Origin of the sequence: Streptomyces sp. NPDC002057, from assembly GCF_040296665.1 — a bacterium.
GTDB lineage: Bacteria > Actinomycetota > Actinomycetes > Streptomycetales > Streptomycetaceae > Streptomyces.
In genome coordinates, this window is sequence record NZ_JBEOXR010000044.1 from 1 (window position 1) to 24,578 (window position 24,578).

20 protein-coding genes are annotated in these 24,578 nt (G+C 73.4%); 4 read left to right on the plus strand and 16 right to left on the minus strand.

Annotated features, from left to right (window positions below; all coding sequences use genetic code 11):
• Nucleotides 1–138 precede the first annotated feature (138 nt).
• The 4 genes from ABT129_RS27730 to ABT129_RS27745 all read right to left on the minus strand — a co-directional run bounded on the left by ABT129_RS27730 (nucleotide 139) and on the right by ABT129_RS27745 (nucleotide 3,968).
• Nucleotides 139–894, minus strand: a complete 756-nt coding sequence (locus ABT129_RS27730; protein ID WP_351907059.1) for an AIM24 family protein — start codon at nucleotides 892–894, stop codon at nucleotides 139–141.
• 17 nt (nucleotides 895–911) lie between these two features.
• Complete coding sequence (locus ABT129_RS27735) at nucleotides 912–1,592, minus strand: AIM24 family protein (protein WP_351907061.1); 681 nt, start codon at nucleotides 1,590–1,592, stop codon at nucleotides 912–914.
• Between the two features lie 14 nt (nucleotides 1,593–1,606).
• Entirely contained in the window at nucleotides 1,607–3,259 is a 1,653-nt protein-coding gene (locus ABT129_RS27740) for a TerD family protein (protein ID WP_351907063.1), read from the minus strand.
• A 133-nt stretch (nucleotides 3,260–3,392) separates the two neighbouring features.
• Nucleotides 3,393–3,968 (minus strand): M48 metallopeptidase family protein, encoded by a 576-nt coding sequence (locus tag ABT129_RS27745; protein WP_351907065.1) that lies wholly within the window; start codon nucleotides 3,966–3,968, stop codon nucleotides 3,393–3,395.
• A gap of 208 nt (nucleotides 3,969–4,176) precedes the next feature.
• Between ABT129_RS27745 and ABT129_RS27750 the strand changes: the two genes are divergently transcribed.
• Entirely contained in the window at nucleotides 4,177–5,466 is a 1,290-nt protein-coding gene (locus ABT129_RS27750) for a TOMM precursor leader peptide-binding protein (RefSeq protein WP_351907067.1), read from the plus strand.
• A 41-nt stretch (nucleotides 5,467–5,507) separates the two neighbouring features.
• Nucleotides 5,508–6,857, plus strand: a complete 1,350-nt coding sequence (locus tag ABT129_RS27755) for an ABC1 kinase family protein (protein WP_351907069.1) — start codon at nucleotides 5,508–5,510, stop codon at nucleotides 6,855–6,857.
• 88 nt (nucleotides 6,858–6,945) lie between these two features.
• On the opposite strand, the gene ABT129_RS27760 is transcribed toward ABT129_RS27755, so the two are convergent.
• The 5 genes from ABT129_RS27760 to ABT129_RS27780 all read right to left on the minus strand — a co-directional run bounded on the left by ABT129_RS27760 (nucleotide 6,946) and on the right by ABT129_RS27780 (nucleotide 10,803).
• Nucleotides 6,946–7,128, minus strand: coding sequence for a hypothetical protein (locus tag ABT129_RS27760; RefSeq protein WP_351907071.1), 183 nt, complete (start codon nucleotides 7,126–7,128; stop codon nucleotides 6,946–6,948).
• Between the two features lie 109 nt (nucleotides 7,129–7,237).
• Nucleotides 7,238–7,561 (minus strand): putative WhiB-interacting protein, encoded by a 324-nt coding sequence (locus tag ABT129_RS27765; RefSeq protein WP_351907073.1) that lies wholly within the window; start codon nucleotides 7,559–7,561, stop codon nucleotides 7,238–7,240.
• Nucleotides 7,558–7,935 carry a WhiB family transcriptional regulator gene (locus ABT129_RS27770; protein ID WP_351907075.1) on the minus strand — a complete coding sequence of 126 codons (378 nt, stop codon included), beginning with the start codon at nucleotides 7,933–7,935 and terminating at the stop codon, nucleotides 7,558–7,560. Before ABT129_RS27770 ends, ABT129_RS27765 begins: the two co-directional genes overlap by 4 nt.
• A 173-nt stretch (nucleotides 7,936–8,108) precedes the next feature.
• Nucleotides 8,109–8,450, minus strand: coding sequence for a hypothetical protein (locus ABT129_RS27775; protein WP_351907077.1), 342 nt, complete (start codon nucleotides 8,448–8,450; stop codon nucleotides 8,109–8,111).
• 172 nt (nucleotides 8,451–8,622) lie between these two features.
• Nucleotides 8,623–10,803 (minus strand): ATP-dependent DNA helicase UvrD2, encoded by a 2,181-nt coding sequence (locus ABT129_RS27780; RefSeq protein ID WP_351907079.1) that lies wholly within the window; start codon nucleotides 10,801–10,803, stop codon nucleotides 8,623–8,625.
• 148 nt (nucleotides 10,804–10,951) lie between these two features.
• Here ABT129_RS27780 and ABT129_RS27785 point away from each other — a divergent pair, with 148 nt between their 5' ends.
• Both ABT129_RS27785 and ABT129_RS27790 read left to right on the plus strand, forming a co-directional pair.
• Nucleotides 10,952–11,194, plus strand: coding sequence for a mycoredoxin (locus ABT129_RS27785; protein ID WP_351907081.1), 243 nt, complete (start codon nucleotides 10,952–10,954; stop codon nucleotides 11,192–11,194).
• 374 nt (nucleotides 11,195–11,568) lie between these two features.
• Nucleotides 11,569–12,639 (plus strand): acyltransferase family protein, encoded by a 1,071-nt coding sequence (locus ABT129_RS27790; RefSeq protein WP_351907083.1) that lies wholly within the window; start codon nucleotides 11,569–11,571, stop codon nucleotides 12,637–12,639.
• Nucleotides 12,640–12,728: 89 nt separating this feature from the next.
• Here the strand turns inward: ABT129_RS27790 and nudC are convergent, their stop codons facing one another.
• From nudC to ABT129_RS27825, 7 genes are all read right to left on the minus strand, one after another.
• A complete protein-coding gene (gene nudC, locus ABT129_RS27795; RefSeq protein ID WP_351907085.1) occupies nucleotides 12,729–13,676 on the minus strand; it encodes an NAD(+) diphosphatase in 948 nt (315 codons plus the stop codon).
• A gap of 35 nt (nucleotides 13,677–13,711) precedes the next feature.
• On the minus strand, nucleotides 13,712–15,139 hold the full coding sequence (locus ABT129_RS27800; RefSeq protein ID WP_351907087.1) for a dipeptidase: 1,428 nt from the start codon (nucleotides 15,137–15,139) through the stop codon (nucleotides 13,712–13,714).
• A 10-nt stretch (nucleotides 15,140–15,149) separates the two neighbouring features.
• Nucleotides 15,150–18,578 carry an ATP-dependent helicase gene (locus ABT129_RS27805; RefSeq protein WP_351907089.1) on the minus strand — a complete coding sequence of 1,143 codons (3,429 nt, stop codon included), beginning with the start codon at nucleotides 18,576–18,578 and terminating at the stop codon, nucleotides 15,150–15,152.
• A 176-nt stretch (nucleotides 18,579–18,754) separates the two neighbouring features.
• Nucleotides 18,755–19,564: a hypothetical protein gene (locus tag ABT129_RS27810; protein WP_351907091.1), complete on the minus strand. Its 810-nt coding sequence runs from the start codon at nucleotides 19,562–19,564 to the stop codon at nucleotides 18,755–18,757.
• A 95-nt stretch (nucleotides 19,565–19,659) separates the two neighbouring features.
• A complete protein-coding gene (locus tag ABT129_RS27815; RefSeq protein WP_351907093.1) occupies nucleotides 19,660–20,433 on the minus strand; it encodes a hypothetical protein in 774 nt (257 codons plus the stop codon).
• A gap of 141 nt (nucleotides 20,434–20,574) precedes the next feature.
• A complete protein-coding gene (locus ABT129_RS27820) occupies nucleotides 20,575–23,862 on the minus strand; it encodes an ATP-dependent helicase (protein WP_502981937.1) in 3,288 nt (1,095 codons plus the stop codon).
• Between the two features lie 224 nt (nucleotides 23,863–24,086).
• Nucleotides 24,087–24,452 (minus strand): MGMT family protein, encoded by a 366-nt coding sequence (locus ABT129_RS27825; RefSeq protein WP_351907097.1) that lies wholly within the window; start codon nucleotides 24,450–24,452, stop codon nucleotides 24,087–24,089.
• Nucleotides 24,453–24,578 lie beyond the last annotated feature (126 nt).

The window sequence follows — 24,578 nt, forward strand, 5'->3', positions numbered from 1 at the left end:
CGCGGCCATCGGCTGACCGCGGCCCCCCGTCCCGCGGCCCCGGCCCACCGCCACCCGGGCCACCTCCCGTGCCTCGGTGGTCTCGACGACGGAGACAGTGTCGGAAGCGACCGCCCCCTTCCCCTGCCCTGCCCGTGTCTAGTTCCAGGCGTTGTTCTGGTTCTGCGCGTGGGAGCCGTGCTGGCCCGCGCCGAACTGGGCGGCGATGCCCTGGCCGATGGCCGCGTTCTGCGGGGGCATGACCTCGCTGGGCTGGACGAGCGCGAAGCCCTGGCCCAGGAAGCTGAGCTCCCAGCCCTCGCCGGTGCTGCCGCGCCGGCTGCGGATGCTGGAGTTGTGCGTCTGCGCCTGCATCTGGACGCGCAGCCCGGTGGACCAGGCGACGATCGCGTCCGCGTCGACGCTCACGTACTTGTCGGGCGTGACCTGCATCATCAGCGGCTGGCCCGAGGTCATGAGGGCGACCTTGCCGCGGCCGGAGATGTTGAGCTGGTACTTGCCGGAGCCGGAGATGCCGTACTGGCTGTCGACGGCGATGACCTCGGTGTGGAGGGACGAGTCGAGCGCCAGGACGTAGGCGCTGTCGACGGTGAGGCCCTCCTGCTCGACCTCCACGACGTGGACGTACTGGGCGAGGTTGGCGAAGTAGACCGTGCCCTGGCCGGAGCAGCGCATCAGGTCGAGGCCCTCGCCGGTGCGGGCCTGGGCCCGCCGCTGGCTCGGGGTCTTGTACTCGCCGTCGAAGTCGACGAGCCCCTGGTACGCGACCATGGCGCCCTTGCGGGCGAGGATGTCGTCCTGCCCGGTGAGGCTGACCCGCAGGAGCTGCGGGTTCTGGAGGACGTACCGCTCCTGGCTCTGCTGTTCCGCGTGGTTGAAAAGCGGGCTCTGCATGGTGTTCTCGCTCCCCCTCAGCCCCGGACCCGCAGGCGGTCGGTGCTGTCCTCACTCGGCTGTACGACGACGATGCCCTGGCCCGAGAAGGCCATCTGGTAGGCCTCGCCGCTGCCCCGCCCGATGAGCGAGGACGCCTTGAAGCTGCGCTTGCCCTTGACCTTGAGCGCCGGCGACCAGGCGACGAGCGCGTCGGGGTCGACGTAGGTCTCGTCGTCGCCGCGGCCGCAGTCGACGACGATCGGCGTGCCGCGCGAGGTCAGGGCGACCCAGCCGGTGCCGGAGATCTCCACGTTGAACAGGCCCTGGCCGGCGAACTTGGCGAGTCCCTTGACCCGCTCGACGCCCCACTGGAGGTGGGCGTCGAAGGCGAGCAGGTTGGTGCCGTTGACCGAGAGGGAGTCGTTCTGGAGGTTGATCACGACGACGTCGGCGCCGTAGTCGGCGAGGTAGAGCAGTCCGTCGCCGGAGCACTTCATGATCGGCGCGCCCTCGCCGGTCGCCCACTGCTGGGCGACCTGGCGGACGGCGGGCGGGTTGGGCTCGTAGGTGATGTACCCCTCGTAGGAGACCATCGAGCCGGTCCGGGCGTAGAGGTCCTGGCCGGATGCCATGGCCACCTTGAGCATGGTGCGGCCGTGGTTCTCCATCCGGGCCGCGACGGGGGTCGGGGCGTAGCCCGCGAGTTGCTGGTTCATGACTTCGGGCTCCCTCAGACCTCGTAGGGCTGGACGACGATGAAGTTGCCGGGGGCTCCCCGGAACTGGAGGTTCACGGTCTCCCCGCTGTGGCCCGGGTAGGCGTTGCGGCGGAGCCTCACCTGGCTGGAGAGGATGACCTGGGACGCGGCCGACCAGGCGACGACGGCGTTGCAGTCGGCGAAGGTCGTCGGCGTGACGGGCAGCACCACGGGGACGCCGTGGGTCTTCACGATGACGGTGCCGGTGCCCTGGAACTGCATGGTGAACAGGGCTCCGCCGGGGATGCCGTGGCCCTCGATGCGCCGCACCTCGTACTGGAGGGACTCGTCGAAGGCGAGGACGCTCTCGGCGGAGACGCAGATCCCGTCGCCCTGGAGCTCGATCGGGTGCAGGTGGGCACCCTCCTCGGCGAGGAAGACCTGGCCGCGGCCGGAGCAGCGCATCAGCTGCATCTCCTGGCCGGTGGCGTTGCCGACGATCCGGCCGGTGAAGCCGGCGCCCTTGTGGGAGAAGTCGACCTTGCCCTGGTACATGACCATGGAGCCCTGGCGGGCCAGGACGGGGGTGCCGCCCATGGCGAGGTCGACCCGCATGAGCTGCTGGTTCTGCGGGGTCCAGCGGGCGCCGGTCGCGGTCTCCTTGTACGGCGCGAGCGCGGCGGCGAGCCCCGCTCCGGCGGCCGGGACGCCCTGCGGGACGCCGGGCTGCTGGCCGTACGGAGGCTGCTGCCCGTACGGGGCGGGGGCGGCCTGCCCGTAGGGCGGTGCCTGCGGGGGCTGACCCTGGCCGTACTGGCCGGGGACCTGCCCGGGGTACTGGCCCGGAGGCTGCCCCGGGACCTGGCCGTACGGGGGCTGCTGCGGCGGCTGCCCGTAGGGGGCGGGGGCCGGAGCGGGCGGCGGTACGGGGGCGGGCGCCAGCGGCGCCACCATCGTGGGCGCCGTGTGCACGGGGGCCGGCGGCGCGGGCGCGGCCGGCGGAGCGCCGAACGCGGGCGCCGGGGCCGGTGCGGGCGCCGGGGGCGCGCCGAAGGCCGGCGCGGGAGCCGGGGCCGCGGGGGCGCCGAAGGCCGGGGGCGCCGACGCCTGCTGCGGCGGGGCGAAGCCGGGAGCGGCCTGCGGCGCGGCGGGCTCCTCCTCGGCGACCTCGCCGCCGAAGTTGCGCAGGAGCGCGTCCAGTCCACCGTCGAAGCCCTGGCCGACGGCGGCGAACCGCCACACGTCCTTCAGGTAGAAGTCGCCGAGCATCACGGCGCGCTCGGTGGTGAACTCCGCGCCCGTGAAGGCGTACCGGGCGACCTCCTCGCCGCCCGCGACGATCCGCAGGTGACCGGGGCCGACCTGGGACATCTGGCCGGCGCCGTCGATGGTCGCGGTGAACGACAGCTTGTGGATGTTCGCCGGGATGCGGTCGAGAGTGACGCGGAAGGACTCGGTGTCACCGGACTGCGCCCCGAGCAGCTGGACGGACTCCTCCGGCGTCTTCGGCTGGTTGAAGAAGACGAAGTAGCGGTCGTCGGAGAGCCGCTCCTCCGCGTCGAGCCCGAAGCAGCTGATGTCGAAGCTCAGTCCGGGCGCCGCGATGTGCACACCGACGTAGAGATCGGTACCCGCGGTGAGATCACTGATCTTGGCCTTGTGGCCGCGTTGGAATTCCCTGGCCATGCGTTACGACCGTCCCCCATCCCGAATGGCGATTTGCTCGCGCCAGGCTAACCGCTGAGTGCGACATTGAGACAGGGCAGGTCGTTTTCGGTACGGAATCGGGAAACCCGCTCACGCGCGGGTACCCGCGACGTCACTCCTCGCGAGCGGTGGGCAGGTGCGGAAGCCGCGCCGCGGCGACCACGCCCTCCAGATAACCGCGGGCCCGCTCGGTGCGCGGATACGCCTCCAGGAGCCGCCAGAACCGGGGACCGTGCCCGGGGACGAGCAGATGGGCCAGCTCGTGCAGGAGGACGTAGTCGACGACGTACTCGGGCATGCCCTGGAGCCGGTGGGAGAGGCGGATGCTGCCCTCGGAGGGGGTGCAGGAGCCCCAGCGGGTGTTCTGGTTGGTGACCCAGCGGACGGAGCCGGGTCGGGCCCGGCCGCCGAAGTACTGCTCGGAGAGACGCAGCGCCCGCTCGGTCAGCTCGCGGTCGCCGAGGACGCTCCGGCTCTCCTGGGCGGCGAGTTTGTCCAGCATCACGCCGACCCAGCGGCGCTCCTCCGCCTCGGACATCCGGGCCGGGATGAGCACCACGGTCCGGTCGCCCTCGCGGTAGGCCGAGACCGTTCTGCTCCGCCGTGGGCTTCTGCGGACCTCGACCGCACTCGTCCCCGCACCGCGGTGCGGGGTGTCGGTCACGCTGCGCTGTGGGTCGGCGGGCACGGCCCCGACGTTACCCGCTGTCAGCGGGGGAAGTCCCGCCTCCGGGGTGGTTTCGACAACGATCCGAGTACACCCCGCACCATTCGAATGACTAATCCCCTCGCCTGTGGACAACTTTCGGCGACCGTCACGGCGGCGGGGCATTCTCACCTCGTGACGGCGAAAGCGCCGTTGTCGATCATGAATGTGGTGAGGGCGGGGCGGGGAAATGCATCCGATGGTGAAACCGGCGCTGCGACGCGCCTGGCGGAGTCTCCAGTGCGTCCAGTTCGGGATCACTCCCGCGCACGCGGTGGTGATGAGCCCGGTCGACGCGGCCACCGGGACCCTGCTCGGGCTGCTCGACGGCACGCGGGGGACGGAGCTGCTGCGGGCCGAGGCCCGGGCGCTCGGCCTGCCGGACGGACGCCTGGAGGCGTTCCTCGGCCGGCTGGCGGCGGCCGGACTCCTCGCGGACGCCTCCGCGGGACGGCCGGGGAAGGCGGGGCCGTCCGCCGGGGCGGTGGACACCGCGCTCGATCCGCTCCGCGCCGACCTGTCCTCCCTCTCCGTCGTTCACCCCGAACCGGACGGCGCGACCCGGACCCTGGACGCCCGGCGCGCCCTGCGCGTCCAGGTCCGGGGCGCGGGACGGGTGGGGGCGACGGTGGCGGCCCTGCTCTCCGCGGCGGGCGTGGGCACGGTCGAGGTCCTCGACTCCGGCCGGGTCGAGCCGTGGGAGACCGCCCCGGGCGGCCTGCCGTCCGAGGCGGTCGGCGAGCGCCGGGCGACGGCCGCCCGCCGCCTGGTCCGCCGCTGGGCCCGGGGCGCCGGACACGCCGCCCCGACGGGCGGGACGACGGGGGAAGCGGGCGGAACGACCGGAGCGGCGGAACGGACGGGCAGGACGGGAAGGACGGACAGGACGGGAAGGACGGACAGAACGGGGTACGCACGGGCGTCGGGGACTTCCGGGGTCCCGGGAGGATCCAGGTCGGGTGACGGCCACGGTCCGCCGGGACTGTCACTCGTCGTGGTGACTCCGAGGGACGGTCTCGGCGCGTACGTCCCGGACCCGGTGCCGGCCGAACCGTGGATCGCCACCGGCACCCCCCACCTGTACGCGGGGGTCCTCGAAGCGACGGGAACGGTCGGGCCGCTCGTGCTGCCGGGCGGCACGGCCTGCGCGCGGTGCCTCCAGGAGACGCGGACGGACCGGGAGCCGGACCGGCCCCGGCTGCTCGCCCAGTGGCGCTCCGGCGCCCCGCACCCGCTGCCCGCGTGCGACCTGGGCCTCGCGACCGCGGTGGCGGGCCTCGCCGCCGCGCACGCGCTGGCCTTCCTCGACGGTGATCTCCCGGCGAGCACGGGCACCCGCTGGGAGGTGTCGCTGCCGCTCTCGGAGTGGCGGGCGGAGCGGCTGAGACCCCATCCGGCCTGCCCCTGCGGGGCGGCCCGCAGGGAAGAGGGGGAGCGCGTCTCGGCAGCCGGAGGCACGCAGGACACAATGGCGGGGTAACGGCCCTGCGCGGCACGGCAGTCTGGGTTTTGGAGGGGCGTATGTCTGATCTTCCCCGGAAGGCGGTCACCCGGACCGCCAAGTTGGCCGCGTTGCCGCTCGGCTTCGCGGGCCGGGCCACCTGGGGCCTGGGCAAGCGGATCGGCGGCAGATCGGCGGAGCTGGTCGCCCGCGAGCTCCAGCAGCGCACGGCCGAGCAGCTGTTCAAGGTGCTCGGCGAGCTCAAGGGCGGGGCCATGAAGTTCGGGCAGGCGCTGTCCGTCTTCGAGTCGGCCCTCCCCGAGGAGATCGCCGGACCGTACCGGGCGGCGCTCACCAAGCTCCAGGACGCGGCGCCGCCGATGCCGACGCGGACCGTGCACGCGGTGCTGGAGGAGCGGCTGGGCGCGGAGTGGCGCGAGCTGTTCCTGGAGTTCGAGGACAAGCCGGCGGCGGCGGCCTCGATCGGGCAGGTGCACCGGGCGGTGTGGCACGACGGCCGCGAGGTCGCGGTCAAGGTGCAGTACCCCGGCGCCGGGGAGGCGCTGCTCTCCGACCTGACGCAGCTGAGCCGCTTCGCCCGGCTGCTCGGCCCGCTGATCCCGGGCATGGACATCAAGCCGCTGATCGCCGAGATGCGGGACCGGGTCTCCGAGGAGCTGGACTACGCCCTGGAGGCGGCGGCCCAGCAGAAGCACGCGGAGGAGTTCGCGGACGATCCCGATGTGCTGGTTCCCGCGGTGGTCCACCGGGCCGAGCAGGTCCTGGTGAGCGAGTGGCTGGACGGCATTCCGCTCGCGGAGGTGATCGCGGACGGCACGGAGGCGCAACGGGACCGCGCGGGTCAGTTGCTGGCCCGGTTCCTCTTCTCGGGCCCGGCGCGGACCGGTCTGCTGCACGCCGATCCGCACCCGGGGAACTTCCGGCTGATGCCGGGCGCCGACGAGGACGCGGGGCCGGAGGCCTGGCGGCTCGGGGTGCTGGACTTCGGCACCGTGGACCGGCTGCCGGGAGGGCTGCCGGAGACGATCGGCACCTGTCTGCGGATGGCGCTCGACGGTGAGGCCGAGACGGTCTACGAACTGCTGCGCGCGGACGGCTTCGTCAAGGAGTCCGTCGTGCTCGACCCGGACACGGTCCTGGAGTACCTGCAGCCGATCATCGAACCGGCCGAGGCGGAGTCCTTCCTCTTCACCCGCGGCTGGATGCGCACCCAGGCGGCCCGCATCGCCGACCCCCGCTCCCCCGCGCACCAGTTGGGCAAGCAGCTCAACCTGCCGCCCTCGTACCTGCTGATACACCGGGTGACGCTGAGCACCATCGGGGTCCTCTGTCAGCTCAACGCGACGGTGAGCCTGCGGGCCGAACTGGAGGAGTGGCTACCGGGCTTCGTGACGCCCCCGGCCGACTAGACCGAAGAACGGGGGACGGAGGGGAGGGGAGGGGGTGGGGAGGGGCGGGGGGGGGAGGGGCGGGGGGGAGGCCCCCCGGTGCCGGGAATCACCACCACGCCGAGTCGAGGCGGCCCTCGATCGCGCGGAGGTTGGCGCGGGCGCACTCCTCGCAGAAGTAGGTGCGCCGGCCGTTCTCCACCGAACAGGTCCAGGTCAGCGGCAGGGTGTCGGCGGTCTTGCCGCAGCGCGCGCAGGCGAGGGGCCCCTCGGGGGTACGGGCGTCGTTCACCCTCGTGACGATAACCCGGCGAACGGCCGGTGGCCCCGCCAACGCACCGCGGGGGCCGGTCCGTCGCGGACCGGCCCCCGTGGGGGCGCCCCTGGGGGCGCGGGATCGACTAGTGCATGACGGCCATGGCCAGCGCGCGGCGGGCGCGCAGCGAGGCACGCTCGGCGCGCCGCTGCATGCGGCGGGCGGCGACCAGGCGCAGGGCCTGGCGTTCCGCGTCGGCCTCACGCTGTCGCTCGTGCATATGGGCACGGGCCAGGGCTTCTGGGATGAGTTGCATTTCACGGGTCCTGTTCTGACGCGCGGTGGGCGCGGCGGAGGGGAAGAAGACTGGGGTCGCGGAGCCGGCGGGCTCGGCTGCGGAAGAGGTCATCGGGGCCTGCTTCTGGGGATCGTGCGTGAGGGGGCGGTCGATGGTTCCGGTGGCGCTCATGCCGCGACCGGGTTCTTGCGCGGACGGCCACGGGGCCGCTTGCGGGCGACGACCACGCCCTGGACGAAGAGCTCGCCGCCCCAGACGCCCCACGGCTCGCGCCGCTCCTGGGCGCCGGCGAGGCAGGCGGCCACGAGCGGGCAGGTCCGGCAGAGGGACTTCGCGTACTCGACATCGGCCGGGGACTCCGCGAAGAAGACCTCGGGGTCGTAGGCGCGACAGGGGACGGGGACGCCGAGGTTCTCGATGGCGTCGTCGAGCGCGGTGAGCGACGTGAGGGGAGCGAGGGGGGTCAAAGCGGGGTCCTCCGTGAGGCCGGGCTGGGGGATCGATTCGGAAGGCGGTACGGACGGGGCGTGCGCTTCGAGTTGCACGGTGGTCTTTCCTCGTCTGGTCGTTCCGGCCTGTTGACCGGGTTTTCGGCTGGTACCGGGTGTGTCTGTCCCGAGGCGCCTTCGGGCCGTCGTCCCCGTTCGGGGACAAACAGAAGGGCCGCGGATCCCGGGTGGGGTTCCGCGGCCCTGAAGGCGCCGGTCCGATCATCGGATCAGACTGGATCACTCCAGGGTTCGAGCCCACGGAAGGCCCACATCATGTGGTGGTGCGTCGTCGTCTGCTGCTGGGTGCCGGCACCGGTCGCCGCAAAGGCATAGGCCTTGGCCTTGCCGGCTGCTCCTGCTTCCAGTGCCTTGGTCGGTCGCTCATTGCGCAGCTCCACGGGCCGCGCGCCGAGACCGGAAAGACCGGAGACGGGCAGACCGGTGCCAACGAACACCGAGGCGGAGAGGCCGAGGGTGCAGGCGGAGACGGCCGAGCGATCGGTCATTTTGGCGGTGCTGACGAAGCTGGCGGTGGTGACGGAGCTGGCCTGAATGATGTTGCTGATCACTGGAATCGCCTCCTCTCGGCGTCTCGGAGGGCTCGGGTGCGAGCCGGACCCTCGTGTTTATTTGGACAAGTACAGCACGAAGACAGGGCTTCGAAGAAGCCGCTGTTGTCGTGGTTAAGAACCTATGGGGCTTGACGGGGCAGGCGCAAACTATTTTTCCGACGAGTTTTCCTCAGCTCTCGCCGTCTCCTGCCCCGCCCTCCCCACCTGCGCAGATGGCCAGGACGTCGTCCCCGAAGCGGTCCAGCTTGCGGGTGCCGACGCCGGAGATCGAGGAGAGTTCCCCGCCGGTCGTGGGGACGCGCTCGGCGATGGCCATGAGCGTCTTGTCGGTGAACACGCAATAGGCGGGCTGGCCGAGCTCCGCGGCCTGTTCCGAGCGCCAGTCCCGGAGCCGCTCGTAGAGGGCCTCGTCCATGTCCGAGGGGCAGTCCTCACAGCGCATGAGCTTCATGGCGCCCGCCTCGGTGAGGGTCGCTCCGCAGACCCGGCAGAGGACGGGGCCGCGCGGCTTGCGCCGGCCGGCCGCTCCGGCGGGCCGCTCGAAGGAGCCGAAGCCGCCGCCGCTCACCGCGCCGAGGCCGCCGGAACCGGGGCGCAGCCCCTTGAGGAACCGGCTGGGCCGTCGGGAGGCGCGGCCGCCCGGGGAGCGGGAGAGCGCCCAGGAGAGGGTGAGGTGGAGCCGGGCGCGGGTGACGCCGACGTACAGCAGGCGCCGCTCCTCCTCCACCTGTTCGTCGGTCTTGGCGTAGGTGATCGGCATCATGCCCTCGGTGAGGCCGACCAGGAAGACGGCGTCCCATTCGAGGCCCTTGGCCGCGTGGAGCGAGGCGAGGGTGACGCCCTGGACGGTCGGGGCGTGCTGGGCGGCGGCCCGCTCGTCGAGTTCGGCGACCAGGTCGGAGAGGGTGGCGCCGGCCTTGGCCCGGGCGAAGTCCTCGGCGAGCCGGACGAGGGCCGCGAGGGACTCCCAGCGGTCGCGGACGGCGCCGGAGCCGGCCGGCGGTGTGCTGGTCCAGCCCTTGGTGGAGAGGACGGCCCTGACCTGTGAGGGGAGGTCGTCGGCGTCGTCGAGGAGGGAGTCGTTGCCCCCGGCGCGTGCGGCGCCGCGCAGGGCGATGCCCGCCTCCCGTACCTCCTGGCGCTCGAAGAAGCGCTCGGCGCCGCGGAGCTGGTAGGGGACTCCGGCGTCGGCGAGGGCCTGCTCGTACACCTCGGACTGGGCGTTGATGCGGTAGAGGACGGCGATCTCGCCGGCCGGGACCCCGGCGGCGATGAGGTCGCGGATGCGGCGGGCGGTGCCCTCGGCCTCGGTCGGCTCGTCCGCGTACTCCGTGTAGACGGGATCGGGGCCGGGGTCGCGCTGGGAGATCAGCTCCAGGCGGTGCTCGGCGGCCCGGCCGCGGGCCTGGCTGAGCAGTCCGTTGGCGAGGTGGACGACCTGGGGGGTCGAGCGGTAGTCGCGGACCAGCTTGACCACCGTGCCCCCGGGGTGGCGGGTGCGGAAGTTCAGCAGGTGGTCGGGTGTGGCCCCGGTGAAGGAGTAGATGGTCTGGCTGGCGTCGCCGACGACGCACAGGTTGTCGCGGTCGCCGAGCCACAGGTCGAGCAGCCGCTGCTGGAGCGGGGAGACGTCCTGGTACTCGTCCACCACGAAGTGCTGGTACTGGCTGCGGATCTGGTCGGCGATGTCGTGCCGGTCCTGGAGGATGCCGACGGTGAGCAGCAGCACGTCCTCGAAGTCGATCACCGAGCGGTCGCGCTTCAGCTGCTCGTACATCGCGTAGATCTGGCTGATCTCCGCCGGGTCGCGGGGGGCGTCCCGGTGGGCCTTGGCGACGATGGCCGGGTAGTCGGCGGGGACGGTCTGGGTGACCTTGGCCCACTCGATCTCGCCGGTGACGTCTCTCAGCTCGTTCCGGTCGAGCCGGATCCGGCAGCGGGCTGCGGCGTCGGCGACCAGCTGGATCTTCCGCTCCAGGAGCCGGGGCAGATCGCCACCGACGGCTTTCGGCCAGAAGAACTGGAGCTGGCGGAGGGCCGCGGAGTGGAACGTGCGCGCCTGGACCCCGCCCGCGCCGAGCTGCCGGAGCCGGCCGCGCATCTCGCCCGCGGCGCGGTTGGTGAACGTGACGGCCAGCACACTGGCGGGCTGGAGTCTGCCGGACCGCACCCCGTACGCGATGCGGTGGGTGATCGCCCGCGTCTTGCCCGTGCCGGCGCCCGCCAGGACGCACACCGGGCCGGTCAGGGCCAGGGCGACCTCGCGCTGCTCCGGGTCGAGCCCGTCGAGCACCGCGTCGGCCGTCTCCGGTACCCGCGGGAAGAGAGTGGAGTGCGTTGCTGCTGTCACCCCCCAATGCTGCCAGGTCCGCCGAGCTCGCCGCGGAGGCTTGTCCACAGGCGGCGACCGCGGTCATACGAATTCCGGGAATGGCCGGGACACGGCATACGTTCTTCTTCTCGGCACCCGTCAGCGAACCAAAGAGGAGCGCCTCGCCATGCAGGGCACTGTGACGATGTACAGCACCACGTGGTGCGGCTACTGCCGTCGGCTGAAGAGCCAGATGGACCGCGAGGGCATCGCGTACACGGAGATCAACATCGAGCAGGACCCGGATTCGGCGGCGTTCGTGGAGAAGGCGAACGGCGGAAACCAGACCGTGCCGACCGTCCTCTTCCCGGACGGTTCGACGCTGACGAACCCGAGCCTCGCGCAGGTGAAGCAGGCGCTCGGCGTCTGAGCCACCCGGCCTCCGCACGCACGGAGCCCCCGACCGGTGACACGACCGGTCGGGGGCTCCGTGCGTGCGGGGGGGCGCGTCCGGGGCGGCGAGGAGATCCCGAGGGGTTCGGGTGAAGATCGCGAAACGCCCCTGCGGAGACCGCGAGGAGCGGAGGTGACGCGGACCGGCCAGGAGGTGCCGTACGACCGGGATTTCGCCTGCGCGAACCCCAAGAACGCCCTCCCGACGTGAAGAGCGTCACACACCACCCCGACTTTGTGAGGCTTCCACCCGCCCCCCTATGCTCTCGTCCCGACCGAGATTTGCGACTGCATATCCAGGTGGGATGCCTAGTGCTCAACCAGACAGCCCCTGCCCCTCTCGCCGCGCCCGTGTCCTGGAGCCGCGTGCCGGGCACCGGGCCGGACGCCGCGGGCCGAGGCCGCGGACGTCTCCACGTCCTCGACGGCCTGCGTCTCGTCGCCGCCCTCATGGTGGTCGGCTACCACTACCTCGCCTTCGGTGAGGGCTGGCCCGCGCCGGTCGAGCGGCTCTTCCCCGACACCTACTCCGTGGCCTCGTACGGCTACCTCGGTGTGGAGTTCTTCTTCCTCATCAGCGGCTTCGTCATCTGCATGAGCGGCTGGGGCAGGCCGGTGAAGGACTTCTTCGTCTCCCGCGTGGCGCGTCTCTACCCGGCGTACTGGTTCGCCGTCGTCGCCACGTCCGTCACCGTCGCGGTGATCCCCGGCGGGCGCGAGCACCTGCCCTGGAACGACATCCTCACCAATCTGACGATGCTCCAGGAGCCGCTGGGGGTCGAACCGGTCGACGCGGTCTACTGGACCCTCTTCGCCGAGCTCCGCTTCTACCTGCTCTTCACGGTGCTCGCCTGGCGGGGCCTGACCTACCGCAGGGTGCTGCTGTTCTGCTGCGCGTGGGGGGCGGCGAGTGCCCTGGTCGCCCCGGCCGCGCCCGGCCCCCTGCGGCTGCTGCTGATGCCCGAGCACAGCTGGTTCTTCATCGCGGGCATGGCCTTCTACCTGATGTACCGGTTCCGCCCGAACCTGATGCTCTTCGGCGTCGTCGGCGTCTGCTACTGCGCCTCGCTCGCGCCCTCCATCGACAAGTTCAAGGGGCTCACCTTCCTCGGCGACCGGCCGGCGTGGCCCGTCCTCGTCGTGCTCGCCGCCTTCTTCGGGGTGATGGCGCTCGTCGCGACCGGCAGGCTCTCCGGCATCCGGTGGCGGTGGCTGCCGGTGGCCGGGACGCTGACCTATCCCCTGTACCTGCTGCACGAGGTCATCGGCTGGGAGTTCTTCTCCCGCTTCGGGGCGCGGGTCTCCCCCTGGGTGCTGCTCACCGCCGTGCTGCTCGGGATGCTCGTGCTGTCGTACCTGGTCCACCGTCTCGTCGAGCGGCCGCTCGGCCGGAGCCTCAGGCGTCACCTGCTCCGTCGGTGAGCGCCGCGGAGCCGTCCCCGTCCGGCCGTGCGGGCGGGGACGTCCTCAGGTGCGGGACCGGCTCAGACCACGTCGCCGGGCTGACCGGGTCAGATCACGTCGCCGGGCTTCGGCAGCGGCTTGCCGTACCAGCGCTCGATCAGGCGGGAGGCGATCGAGATGCCGTACGGGGGCAGTACCTCGCCGGACTCGAAGGCGGCGGCGAGGTCCTCGCGCGAGAACCAGCGGGCCTCGTGGATCTCCTCGCCGTCGACGGTGATCTCCGAGGAGGTGGCGCGGGCGAAGAAGCCCAGCATCAGGCTGGACGGGAACGGCCAGGGCTGGCTGGCGATGTACTCGACCTCGCCGACCGTCACTCCGGCCTCCTCGAAGACCTCGCGGGCCACCGACTGCTCGATGGACTCGCCGGGCTCGACGAAGCCGGCGAGGGTCGAGAAGCGGCCCTCGGGCCAGTGGACCTGCCGGCCGAGGAGCGCCCGGTCCTTCTCGTCCGTGACCAGCATGATCACCGCGGGGTCGGTACGGGGGTAGTGCTCGGCGCCGCAGGCCTGGCAGCGGCGGATGTGGCCGGCGGCGGCGATGACCGTGCGCTCGCCGCAGCGCGAGCAGAAGCGGTGGAGGCGCTGCCAGTTCTCCAGGGCCACCGCGTGCACCATGAGGCCGGCGTCGCGGTCGGAGAGCAGCAGACCCGCCTCGCGGAGTCCGGCGGGCCGCGCGGACTGGTCCATGCGGCCGGGCAGGGAGTCCTTCTGGAGCGCGAAGTAGGAGACGCCCTCGGCGTCCGTGCCCAGGAAGTAGCGGTGGGTCTCGGTGACCGGGGCCTCGAACGCCGGGGTCATGACGAGCGCGGTGGTGCCGTCGGCCAGGTCGTCGATGAGCACCTGGCCGCCGGAGACCACGAAGACCCGGGTCGTGGGGTGGCTCCAGGCGGCCGCCAGCCAGGCCTCGTCGAGGCGGTGGTGAGCGGCCCGGTCGATGCCGCTCGGCGCGGTGAGCGAGATCGGGCGGTCCGCTGACGCGTTCTTCAAGGTGCTCACAGGTGCTTCCAACTCCCCCGGTTCGGTGTGTGGGTTCAACGCTCGGCGACGGGGACCTGTCCGAGGGCGGCGGACAGGTCACCCCACAGATGAGCGGTCGTCTCGACGCCCTTCATGAGGAGATCGAGTTCGATCTTCTCGTCGGGGGCGTGCCAGCCGTCGGACGGGACGGAGATGCCGAGGAACAGGACGGGCGCCTCCAGGACGTCCTGGAGGTCGGCGGCCGGTCCCGAGCCGCCCTCGCGGGTGTAGCGGACCTTGGCGCCGTCGAAGGCCCGGCTCATGGCCCCGGCGACCGCCTTGAGGGCGGGGTGGTCGAGGGGGGTGAGGCAGGGGCGGGTCGGGGCGCCGAAGACGATCTCGTACCGGACGCCGGCGGGGACGAGGCCGGCGAGCCACTCCCGTACGGCGCGTTCGATCGTGGCCGGGTCCTGGCCGGCGACCAGTCGGAAGGACAGCTTGAGCTGGGCGGAGGCGGGGACGATCGTCTTGCCGCCGGGGCCCTGGTAGCCGCCGCCGATGCCGTTGACCTCGGCGGTGGGGCGGGCCCAGACCCGCTCGAGGGTGGAGAAGCCGGCCTCGCCGAGGGTGCCGTGGGACTTCGCCGTACGCAGCCAGGCCGCCTCGTCGAAGGGCAGTTCGGCGACGAGGGCGCGCTCGGCGTCGGTCAGCTCGGTCACCCCCTCGTAGAAGCCGGGGATGGCGACGCGCTCCCGCTCGTCGTGGAGGGCGGCGACGATCCGGCCGGCGACGGTGGCCGGGTTCGGCACGGCGCCTCCGAAGGAGCCGGAGTGGATGTCCTGGTCGGGGCCGTACAGCTCGATCTCGCAGTCGGCGACCCCGCGCATGCCGGTGCAGACGGTGGGGGTGGTCTCGGACCACATGCCGGTGTCGGAGACGATCACGGCGTCGGCGGCGAGGCGGGCGGCGTGGGTCTCGACGAGGTCGCGGAAGTGCGGGGAGCCGGACTCCTCCTCGCCCTCGACGATCAGCTTGAGGTTCACGGCGGGCGCGGTGCGGCCGGTGGCGGCGAGGTGGGCCCGGACGCCGAGGGTGTGGAAGAACACCTGGCCCTTGTCGTCCGCCGCCCCGCGCGCGTACATCCGGCCGTCGATCACGGTCGGCTCGAACGGGTCCGTGCGCCAGCCGTCCTCGCGGGCGGCGGGCTGCACGTCGTGGTGGCCGTAGACGAGGACCGTCGGGGCGTCCGGGTCGTCGGAGGGCCACTCGGCGAAGACGGCGGGGGCGCCGTCGGTCTCCCAGACCTCGACCGTGGTGAAGCCGGTCGCGGTGAGCTTGGCGGCGAGCCACTCGGCGCTGCGCCGTACGTCCCCGGCCCGCTCCGGCTGGGCCGAGACGGACGGGATGCGCAGCCACTCGGAGAGGTCGCCGAGGAAGGCGGCACGGTGCTGCTCGATGTACGTACGCACGGCGTGGACGACGCTGTCCGGGGTCTCGCTCATGCCCCCGAGCCTATCCGGCGTCCGGGGGTGCCCCTCCCAGCAGGAGGGCCTCCAGCTCGGCACGGCCGGGCAGGCGGGCGGGGCGGGCGACCTCACCCGTTCGGACGTACACGAAGGCGGCTGCCACGTCCTCGGGCGCGAGGCCGTGCCGCTCGGCCCAGGCGAGCCGGTAGATCGCGAGCTGGAGGGGGTCGGCGGTGCGCACCCGGCTGGTCTTCCAGTCGACGATCTCGTACGCGCCGGACTCGGGGTCCCGGTAGACGGCGTCGATCCGGCCCCGGACGACCCGGCCCGCGAGCGAGAGGTGTACGGGGACCTCGACGCGGTGGGGGGTGCGGTGGGCGTACGGGGTGCGGGCGAAGGCCTCCTTGAGCTCGTCGAGGTCCCGCTCGTCGAGGATCTCCGGCTCGCCCGCGAACTCCTCTCCGCCGGGCAGTTCGTCCGGGCCGAGGAGGGGCAGCGGCAGTTCCTCGAAGCGGGACTCCACCCACGCGTGGAAGCGGGTGCCGCGGCGCGCGGCGGGCTGCGGCGCCTTGGGCATGGGCCGGGCCAGCTCCTGTGCGAAGCCGTCGGGGTCGGCGGCGAGCCGCAGGACCTGGGAGGCGGAGAGGTACGCGGGGAGCAGGACGTCGCGGGTGGTGGCGCGGGCGCGGCGGAGTTCGGTGGTGAGGGCGGTGAGGTCGCGGTCCCAGGAGGCGATGGTTCTGGTGTCCTCGGGGGCGAGGTCCTCGTCCGGCTCCGGGGGCGGGGGCTCGGACTCCTGGCGGGGTGCCGGGACGGCGTCCGCGTGGGTGTCCTCGGGGAGGGCCTCTTCGTCCTCGTCCCAGACGGGTTCCTCCTCGTCCGGCCAGGAGTCCTGGCCGTGCGCCTCCTGGGCGTGCGGGTCCTGGGGGGCGGGCGCCGTGGTGGCGGGGTGGTGTCCGCCCTCCTGCGGGGCGAGGGCCCACAGCCGGGTCATCACCTGTTCCGCCGCCTTCCGGCGGCGCTCGAACGACTCCGCGTCCAGGGGCAGGGGCCAGGCCCGGTCGTGGTCCGCCTCGGCCAGCGTCGGGTTCCGGGCGTCCTCCTCCGGTTCCTCCGCCCAGGTCTCGATGTCGCCGTGGCCCGCCGCGCAGTGGTCGTACAGGGCCTGGAGGAAGTCCGACGGGCCGCGGGGCTTCTTCTGGGACGGGCCCCACCAGTGGGCGGAGCCGAGCAGCAGGGAGCGGGGGCGGGTGAAGGTGACGTAGCCGAGGCGGAGTTCCTCGGTGTGCTGGTGGTCCCGCATCTCGTTCTTGAAGGAGGCGAGGGACTTGGCGTTCCAGGTGTCGATCCCCGGCAGCGTGTCCGCGTCGCCGCGCAGGGCGTGCGGGAGGACCTGCGGCTGGGAGGTCCACGACTCGCGGGCGCGGGCGCTGGGGAACTGGCCGGTGACCAGGCCGGGGACGGCGACGACGTCCCATTCCAGGCCCTTGGACTTGTGGGCGGTGAGGACCTTGACGGTGTTCTCGCCGCCCGGCAGGGCGTTGTCGAGGCCCTTCTCGAACTGGACGGCCGTGCGCAGGAAGCCGAGGAAGGCGAGCAGGCTCGCCTCGCCGTCGAGGGAGGCGAAGCCGGCGGCGATGTCGAGGAAGTGGCCGAGGGTCTCGCGGCGGCGGGCGGCGAGCGCGTGCGGGGAGGCCGACAGCTCGACTTCGAGGCCGGTGGCGGAGAGCACCCGGTGCAGGACGTCCATGAGGGGGTCGGCGAGCGAGCCGCGCAGGGAGCGCAGCTCGGCGGCGAGGCGGGCGAAGCGGACCCGGGCCTCGGCGGAGAAGGCGAGGCCGTCGTCGGCGGCGCCGCCGGAGTCGAGGAAGGTGTCGAGCGCGTCGGCGAGGGAGACGACCTCGGCCGGGTCGACGCCCTCCACGGCGGCGGCGAGCCGCTGCTCGGGGTCGGGGTCGTCGCCGCCCCGGTGGACCAGGAGGCGGGCGCGGCGCCCGAGGAGGGCGAGGTCGCGCGGGCCGATCCGCCAGCGGGGGCCGGTGAGGAGGCGGACCAGGGCGGCGTTGGCCCCGGGGTCCTGGAGGACTTCGCAGACGGCGACGAGGTCGGCGATCTCGGGCAGGTGGAGGAGGCCGGAGAGGCCGACGACCTCGACGGGCACGTCCCGGGCGACGAGGGCGGCGTGGAGGGCGGGGAAGTCGGTGGCCGTGCGGCACAGGACGGCGATCTCGCCGGGTTCGCGGCCGGTGCGGACGAGGTGGGCGAGGGAGTCGGCGAGCCAGTCGATCTCCTCGGCGTGGGTGGGGAGGAGCGCGATGCGGACGCTGCCGTCGGCCTCGGCGCCCGGTGCGGGGCGCAGCGCCTCCACGCCCGCGTGCATGGCGCGCAGGGGGGCGGCGAGGCCGTTGGCGAGGTCGAGGAGGCGGCCGCCGCTGCGCCGGTTCTCGGAGAGCGAGTAGCGGTCGGCGGGGCTGCCGTCCCGGTGCGGGAAGTGCTCGGGGAAGTCGTCCAGGTTGGCGACGGAGGCGCCGCGCCAGCCGTAGATGGCCTGGCAGGGGTCGCCGACGGCGGTCACCGCGTGTCCGGTGGCGCGGCCGCCGGTGGCCTGGCCGAAGAGGCCGGAGAGCAGCAGTCGCTGGGCGACGGAGGTGTCCTGGTACTCGTCGAGGAGGACGACGCGGAACTCCTCGCGGAGGATCTCGCCGACCTCGGGGCGGGTGGTGGCCAGCTCGGCGGAGCGGGCGATCTGGTCGCCGAAGTCGAGGAGGTCGCGGGAGCGCTTGGCGGCGCGGTAGCGGACGACGAGGTCGAGGAGTTCGCGGCGGGCGGTGGCGGCCTCGGGGATCTTGCGCAGCTCGGCGTTGCTGAGCCTGGCGTCGGCGAGGGCGGTGAGCAGCTCGGAGTCGTACGCGTGGAGCCGCTCGGGCGGTACCAGGTGTTCGGCGAGCTCGGCGTCGAGGGCGAGCAGGTCGGTGACGAGGGTCGGGAAGGACCGGGTGAGGGCCGGGTACGGGCCGGGGGCCTCGCGCAGGACGCGGGCGGCGAGCTGGTAGCGGGTGGCGTCGGCGAGGAGCCGGGAGGTGGGTTCGAGGCCGATGCGGAGGCCGTGGTCGGTGAGGAGCTGGCCGGCGAAGGCGTGGTAGGTGGAGATGCGGGGTTCGCCCGGGGGGTTGTCCGGGTCGATGACGTCGGGGTCGGTGACCCCGGCGCGGACGAGGGCGGTGCGGACGCGCTCGGCGAGCTCGCCGGCGGCCTTGTTGGTGAAGGTGAGACCGAGGACCTGCTCGGGGGCGACCTGGCCGGTGCCGACCAGCCAGACCACGCGGGCGGCCATCACCGTGGTCTTGCCGGAGCCGGCTCCGGCCACGACGACCTGCGGGGCGAGCGGCGCGGTGATGCAGGCCGTCTGCTCCGGGGTGAAGGGGATGCCGAGGAGCTCCTTGAGCTGCTCGGGGTCGGTGATTCGTGCGGTCACCTCAAAGAGGCTAACGCGGACCGCCGACAGTCCGGTCCGGCCGGACGCCGACGGGCCCCGCACCGGGACCGGCCGGACGCCGGCGGGCCCCCGTACCGGGACCTCGTACCGAGAGCTCGTACCGGAACCCCGTACCGGGAGGCGCGGACTCTGCCCCGTACCGCGAGGCGGGTGCCCTACACGCGCATGCCCGGCTGGAGTCGGGCGAGGTCGATCGTCTCGGCGGCGGGCGGGGCGGTGACCCGGACGGGCTTGTCGTAGTCGGAGAGCCTGACGGTGCCGGGCTCTCCGCCGCCCGCCCTGGCCATCCTCAGGATGTACGGCTTGCCCTTCTGGGCGACGGAGACGGTGGTGGTCTCGCCGTCGTCCCTCTTCACCAGGGTGGCGACGGGGGTGCCGTCGACCTCGGCGCCCGGGCCCCTGGTCAGTCCGGTGCGGTCCTCCTCGTCCCCGCCGAGGTCGTCGAGGAGCGATCCGAGGTCGCAGACGCTCTCGAGGTCACCGCTGCCGGGCTGCCCGGGGTCGATCTTCAGCCAGCGGCCCTTGATCAGCTCGATCGTGACGGCGATCTGCTCGTCGGGCATGCCCTGGGAGGTCATGGAGACGCGCCAGAAGGCCTCGTCGCCCTTGATGTACGTGACCTCGTCGACCTTGCGGAGTTCGGCGGTGCCGCCCCTGATCTTCATCAGGCCGGTGCACTCGTCGCGGTCGTTGACGGCGAAGTCGACGTCGAGGGGCTGTCCGTCCGTGACGACCCGGCCGGTCATCCGGAGCGAGGTCGCCGACCGGGTGGCGGTGACGGCACGGTCGGCGATCTCGTCGGCGGTGAGGTCAGCGAACGGGTCCGGTGACGGGGAGGGAGCGGCGGACACGGCGGCCGGCCGGGCGGCCGTGCCGGCCGCCCAGGCCGCCACCGGAGCGGGGCCGGCGACGACGGCGACGGTGCAGGCGACGGCCGCGGCGCGGAGCGTGCGGTGGGACGTCATGCGGGCCTCCTCGCGGATTCCCGGACCGTTCCCGGGCTCCGGGTCCCTGTCCACCAGAGTCGCCCCGCGCGCGCGTGCCCGCTACTCCGCGCGGGTCAGGAGCCGGAGAGCTCCGCGAGCTGCGCCATGTCGACGACCTGGTCGGCCGGCGGCGCGGCGACGGTGAGGGCCTTGTCGAACTCGCTGAACGTGACCGTGCCCGGCTCCTTGCCGCCGGTGGCGACGACCCGGAGGAGGTACGGCTTGCCCTCCTTGGCGACGTAGAACGTGGTGGTCTCGGCGCCCTTCTTCTTGGTGAGGGCGACCGCGGGGGTGCCGTCGACGTCGGCGTCCTCGCCGCGGGTCAGGCCCGTGCGGTCGCTCTTCTTCTCGTCGTCCATCTCCTTGATCATGGTCTTGAGGTCGCAGAGCGAGCCGAGGTCGTTGTCGTCGCCCTGGGACGGCATCTTCATCCAGCGGCCCTTGAGGAGCGTGGCCATGGCCCCGGCCTCGTCGGCGGAGGCGCCCTCCTCGCCGCCGGTGGAACGCCAGAAGGCGTCGTCGCCCTTCATGTAGGTGAAGCCGCCGGTCCGCAGGATCTCGGCCTTGCCGTCCTTGCCCGCGCTCGCGGCCATGGTGCCCTTGCAGGAGCCCTTGGCGTCGAGGGTGAAGTCGGTGGTCATCTCCTTGCCCTCGGTCTTGCCGGTGCCGGACATGCGCAGGGCGGTCGCCGCCTTGGTGGTCTGGACGCCCTTCTCGGCGATGGCGTCGGCCGTGAGCCCGGCGAAGGGGTCGGCGGCCTTGTCGTCGCCCTGGGAGCAGCCCGTGGCGCCCGCGACCACGGCCGCGCAGACCGTCGCCGCCACCCAGAAGCTCTTGTTCGCCCTCATGCCCGTACTCCTCAACAACGATCGTTCACAGCGTTTCCTCACGCCGCCCTTGCCGGGCGGTGCGAGGAGAGTGACCCGCGAGGGAGCGCGAGGGATGTACGGGCGGGGACGTGACGCGCCGCACAGTCGGCGCCGGGGTGCTCAGTCGACGACCTGGCGGCCCTCCGCCTGGGCGCTGCACGAGGCCCGGAAGAAGCAGGTCGTGCAGTGCTGGCCGGTGGAGGGGGTGAAGCGTTCGTCGAGGACCCGGCCGGCGGCGTTGGCGAGCAGCTCGCCGACCCACTCCCCGGCGAGCGGCTGCTGGGCCTGGACCTTCGGGAGGGCGTCGCCGCCCTCCTTCTGGGGGGCGGCCTGCCGCAGCTGGACGAGTTCGGCGCCGCCCGGTTCGGGCCGCCGTCCGTCGAAGACCTCGTCGAGGGCGCCTTCCCGGACGGCGAGCTGGTAGACGGCGAGCTGTGGGTGCTGGGCGACCTCGTCCTTGGTGGGGGCGGACTTGCCGGTCTTGAAGTCGACGACGTACGCGCGGCCCTGCTCGTCGGTCTCGACGCGGTCCATGGAGCCGCGGATGCGGACCTCGTACGCGCCGGCCTCCAGGGTCACGTCGAAGCCGTGCTCGGAGGCGGCGGGGGTACGGCCGCCGCGGTCCATGACGTGCCAGCTCAGGAAGCGTTCCAGGGCCACGCGCGCGTGGGCCTTCTCCTGGGCCGACTTCCAGGGCGCGTCGAAGGCGAGGGCGTCCCACACGGAGTCCAGGCGGGCCATGAGGACGTCGAGGTCGGCGGGGGTGCGGCCGGAGGCGACCTCGTCGGCGAGGACGTGGACGACGTTGCCGAAGCCCTGGGCGGCGGTGGCCGGGGCCGCGGCCTTGACCTCGCGGCCCAGGAACCACTGGAGGGAGCAGGTGCCGACGAGGTTCTCCAGGGAGCTGGGCGAGAGGGCGACGGGCCGGTCGCGCTCGCGCAGCGGCACCGTGCTGTGCGTCGGTTCGAACAGGCCCCACCAGCGGTCCGGGTGGGCGGCCGGGACGAGCGGCTGGCCGTCCTCGTCGGTGAGCGCGGCGAGCCGGGCGAGGCGGTGGGCGGCCGCGTCGCGGAGCGCGGGCGAGGCGTCGGGGTCGACGGTGGTGGCGCGCAGTTCGGCGACGAGCGCGGAGACGGCGAGGGGGCGGCGGGGGCGGCCGGGGACGTCCCTGGGCTCGACGCCGAGTTCGGTGAGGAAACGGGAGGGCTGGTCGCCGTCCCCGGCGGGGGCCTTGACGGCGGTGACGACGAGCCGTTCCCGCGCGCGCGTGGCGGCCACGTAGAACAGCCGCCGTTCCTCGGCGAGGAGGGCGCCGGGGGTGAGGGGCTCGGCGAGGCCGTCGCGGCCGATGCGGTCGGCCTCCAGGAGGGAGCCGCGGCGGCGCAGGTCGGGCCAGAGGCCCTCCTGGACGCCCGCGACGACGACGAGGTCCCATTCGAGGCCCTTGGACCGGTGGGCGGTCATGAGGCGGACGGCGTCGGGGCGGGTGTGGCGGCGGGTGAGGGTGTCGGCGGCGATGTCCTGGGCGTCGACCTCTTCGAGGAAGTTGAGGGCGCCGCGGCCGCCGACGCGCTCCTCGGCGCGGGCGGCGGTCTCGAAGAGGGCGCAGACGGCGTCGAGGTCGCGGTCGGCGTTCCGTCCGGCGGGGCCGCCGCGGAGGGCGGCGCGCTCCAGGCGGCCGGGCCAGGGGGTGCCGTTCCAGAGCACCCAGAGGGCCTCCTCGGCGGTGCCGCCGTCGGCGAGGAGGGTGCGGGTGTCGCGGAGCAGGTCGCCGAGCCGTTTCGCGCCGCGCGCGTGGGCGGGGTCGTGCGCGACGAGCCGCTCGGGCTCGGCGAGCGCGCGGGCGAGGAGGACGTCGGAGGGGGGCGGGACCTTGTTCCCGGCGGCCCGCTCCTCGTCGCGGAGGGCGCGGCCGAGGCGGCGGAGGTCGGCGGGGTCGACTCCGGCGAGGGGGGAGGCGAGCAGTTCCAGGGCGGTCTCGGTGGGGAGCCAGTCGGGGGTGGCGTCGGGCTCGTCGGTGACGGGGCCCGCGGTCGACACCGCGCGCAGCGCGAGGAGCAGCGGCGCGACCGCCGGTTCGTGGCGCAGGGGGGTGTCCGCCGCGTCCGTCTCCACCGGGACGCCGGCGGACGTGAGGGCGCGGCGGAGGGACGGGAGGGCGGCGGCGGCGCGGGTGAGGACGGCCATGTCCTGCCAGGGGACGCCGTCCTCCAGGTGGGCGCGGCGCAGCAGGTCGGCGATGTTCTCGGCCTCCGCCGAGGCGGTGGGGTAGGTGTACGCCTCCGCCCCGCCGCCGTCGCGGGCGGCCGTGAGGTCGCGGTGGGCGCGGACCTTGTCGGCGGGGAGCCGGGGCATCGGCATCCGGCGGGCGAGGAACCGGGTCGCCCCGAGCAGTTCCGCGCCGGAGCGGCGTGCGGTGCGCAGGACCCGTACGCCGGCGCCGCCGAAGGAGGCGGGGAAGTCGAGGATGCCGTTCACGTCGGCGCCGCGGAAGGCGTAGATGGACTGGTCCGGGTCGCCGAAGGCGATCACCGTGCGGGGTCCGGTGCCGGCGAGCGCGTGGAGCAGCCGGACCTGTGCCGGGTCGGTGTCCTGGTACTCGTCGACGTAGACGGCGTCGTACGCGGGCAGGCCGGGGTTCCCGGCGAGCGGTACGGCCCGGTGGACGAGTTCGGTGTAGTCGAGGACGCCCTGGAGGTCGAGGACGTCGAGGTACTCGGCGAGGAAGCCGGCCGCCGCCTTCCAGTCGGGGCGGCCGACCCGTTCGGCGAAGCGGGCGAGCGCGTCGGGTCCGAGGCCCAGTTCGCGGGAGCGGGCGAGGACGGCGCGTACCTCGTCGGCGAAGCCGCGGGTGGTGAGGCAGGCGCGGAGTTCGTCGGGCCAGCGGATGCTCCCGAGGCCGGCCTTCTCCAGGTCGATGTGGCCGGCGAGCAGCTCGCGCACGGCGAGGTCCTGCTCGGGTCCGGAGAGCAGCCGCAGGGGTTCGGCGAAGAGTTCGGCGTCCTGGTGGGCGCGGATCAGGGCGTAGCAGTACGAGTGGAAGGTGGTGGCCTGGGGCGGGCGGCGGCCGCCGAGCCGGGCGGCCATGCGGTCGCGGAGTTCGACGGCGGCCTTGCGGCTGAAGGTGAGGACGAGGAGGCGTTCGGGGTCGGCGCCGTTCTCCATGCGGGCGGCAACGGCCTCGACGAGGGTGGTCGTCTTGCCGGTGCCGGGTCCGGCGAGGACGAGAAGCGGTCCGGCGGTGTGGTCAACCACTTCCCGCTGGGCTGCGTCCAGCTGAGGGGGATCCATCGGGGCCGGCGTGGTACGCACCAGTCGGTACGCGCCCGGGGTCCGCTGCCGTCCCGGACCCGGGTACGGCTGTCCCTGGTGCGGCGGCGTACGCCGGGTGGTCGAGGAGGTACTCACGTGGGTCGCCGGTCCTGGTGGGAGTGGTGGTGCGGGTGAGGCGGCCGTCCGCGGCGGACGGCCGGCGGGCTCGTCGGCCCGCCGTCGCCTCGGGAGACGCGAACGTCGACGTTACGCGAAACGGACCGTCGCCGAGCCGTACTCCGTACCCCGTTCCGTCGCCCGGGTGCCCCGCCGGGCGCCGCTCGCGCCCCGCCCGGCCCGTGGCCTCCCGGCCGGAGCCGTCAGGTGTGAGTTCCGTCCCAGCGGGCCCGCCGCATGTCGATCCTCGGTACGTGTCCCTCGGCCGCCCGGCCCGCCTCGCGCAGCGGGGTGCCCTCCTCGCGGTAGTGGCCGAGGGCCCTCAGCTCGTGCCCGGGGAGCAGCGTGCCGTCCGCCCGGACCACCCGCCACCAGGGTGCCGTCCCGCCGTACAGGGCCATGACGCGGCCGACCTGGCGCGGCCCGCCCTCACCCAGCCATTCGGCGACGTCGCCGTAGGTCATCACCCGGCCGGGCGGGATCCCGTCGGCGACGTCGAGCACCCGCTCCGCGTACTCGGGCAGTTCTCCGGTCTCCCCCACGGGCTCCTCCACGCTCATCCGCCCCATCCTGCCTCACCCCACCGACATGGCCCTGATGCCTCCGCGCGGTGGCTCTTCGTGCCACCATCGTGCGGGCGGTGACTGGTGATACGAGATCAAGAGCGACAAGTACAAGAACCGGAACAAGAACAA

What these genes read in the sequence shown, in the direction of transcription:
- ABT129_RS27730 (WP_351907059.1), bottom strand. Translation starts at nt 894, where the DNA reads ATGCAGAGCCCGCTTTTCAACCACGCGGAACAGCAGAGCCAGGAGCGG.
- ABT129_RS27735 (WP_351907061.1), bottom strand. Translation starts at nt 1,592, where the DNA reads ATGAACCAGCAACTCGCGGGCTACGCCCCGACCCCCGTCGCGGCCCGG.
- ABT129_RS27740 (WP_351907063.1), bottom strand. Translation starts at nt 3,259, where the DNA reads ATGGCCAGGGAATTCCAACGCGGCCACAAGGCCAAGATCAGTGATCTC.
- ABT129_RS27750 (WP_351907067.1), top strand. Translation starts at nt 4,177, where the DNA reads ATGCATCCGATGGTGAAACCGGCGCTGCGACGCGCCTGGCGGAGTCTC.
- ABT129_RS27755 (WP_351907069.1), top strand. Translation starts at nt 5,508, where the DNA reads ATGTCTGATCTTCCCCGGAAGGCGGTCACCCGGACCGCCAAGTTGGCC.
- ABT129_RS27765 (WP_351907073.1), bottom strand. Translation starts at nt 7,561, where the DNA reads ATGAGCGCCACCGGAACCATCGACCGCCCCCTCACGCACGATCCCCAG.
- ABT129_RS27785 (WP_351907081.1), top strand. Translation starts at nt 10,952, where the DNA reads ATGCAGGGCACTGTGACGATGTACAGCACCACGTGGTGCGGCTACTGC.
- ABT129_RS27800 (WP_351907087.1), bottom strand. Translation starts at nt 15,139, where the DNA reads ATGAGCGAGACCCCGGACAGCGTCGTCCACGCCGTGCGTACGTACATC.
- ABT129_RS27810 (WP_351907091.1), bottom strand. Translation starts at nt 19,564, where the DNA reads ATGACGTCCCACCGCACGCTCCGCGCCGCGGCCGTCGCCTGCACCGTC.
- ABT129_RS27815 (WP_351907093.1), bottom strand. Translation starts at nt 20,433, where the DNA reads ATGAGGGCGAACAAGAGCTTCTGGGTGGCGGCGACGGTCTGCGCGGCC.
- ABT129_RS27825 (WP_351907097.1), bottom strand. Translation starts at nt 24,452, where the DNA reads ATGGGGCGGATGAGCGTGGAGGAGCCCGTGGGGGAGACCGGAGAACTG.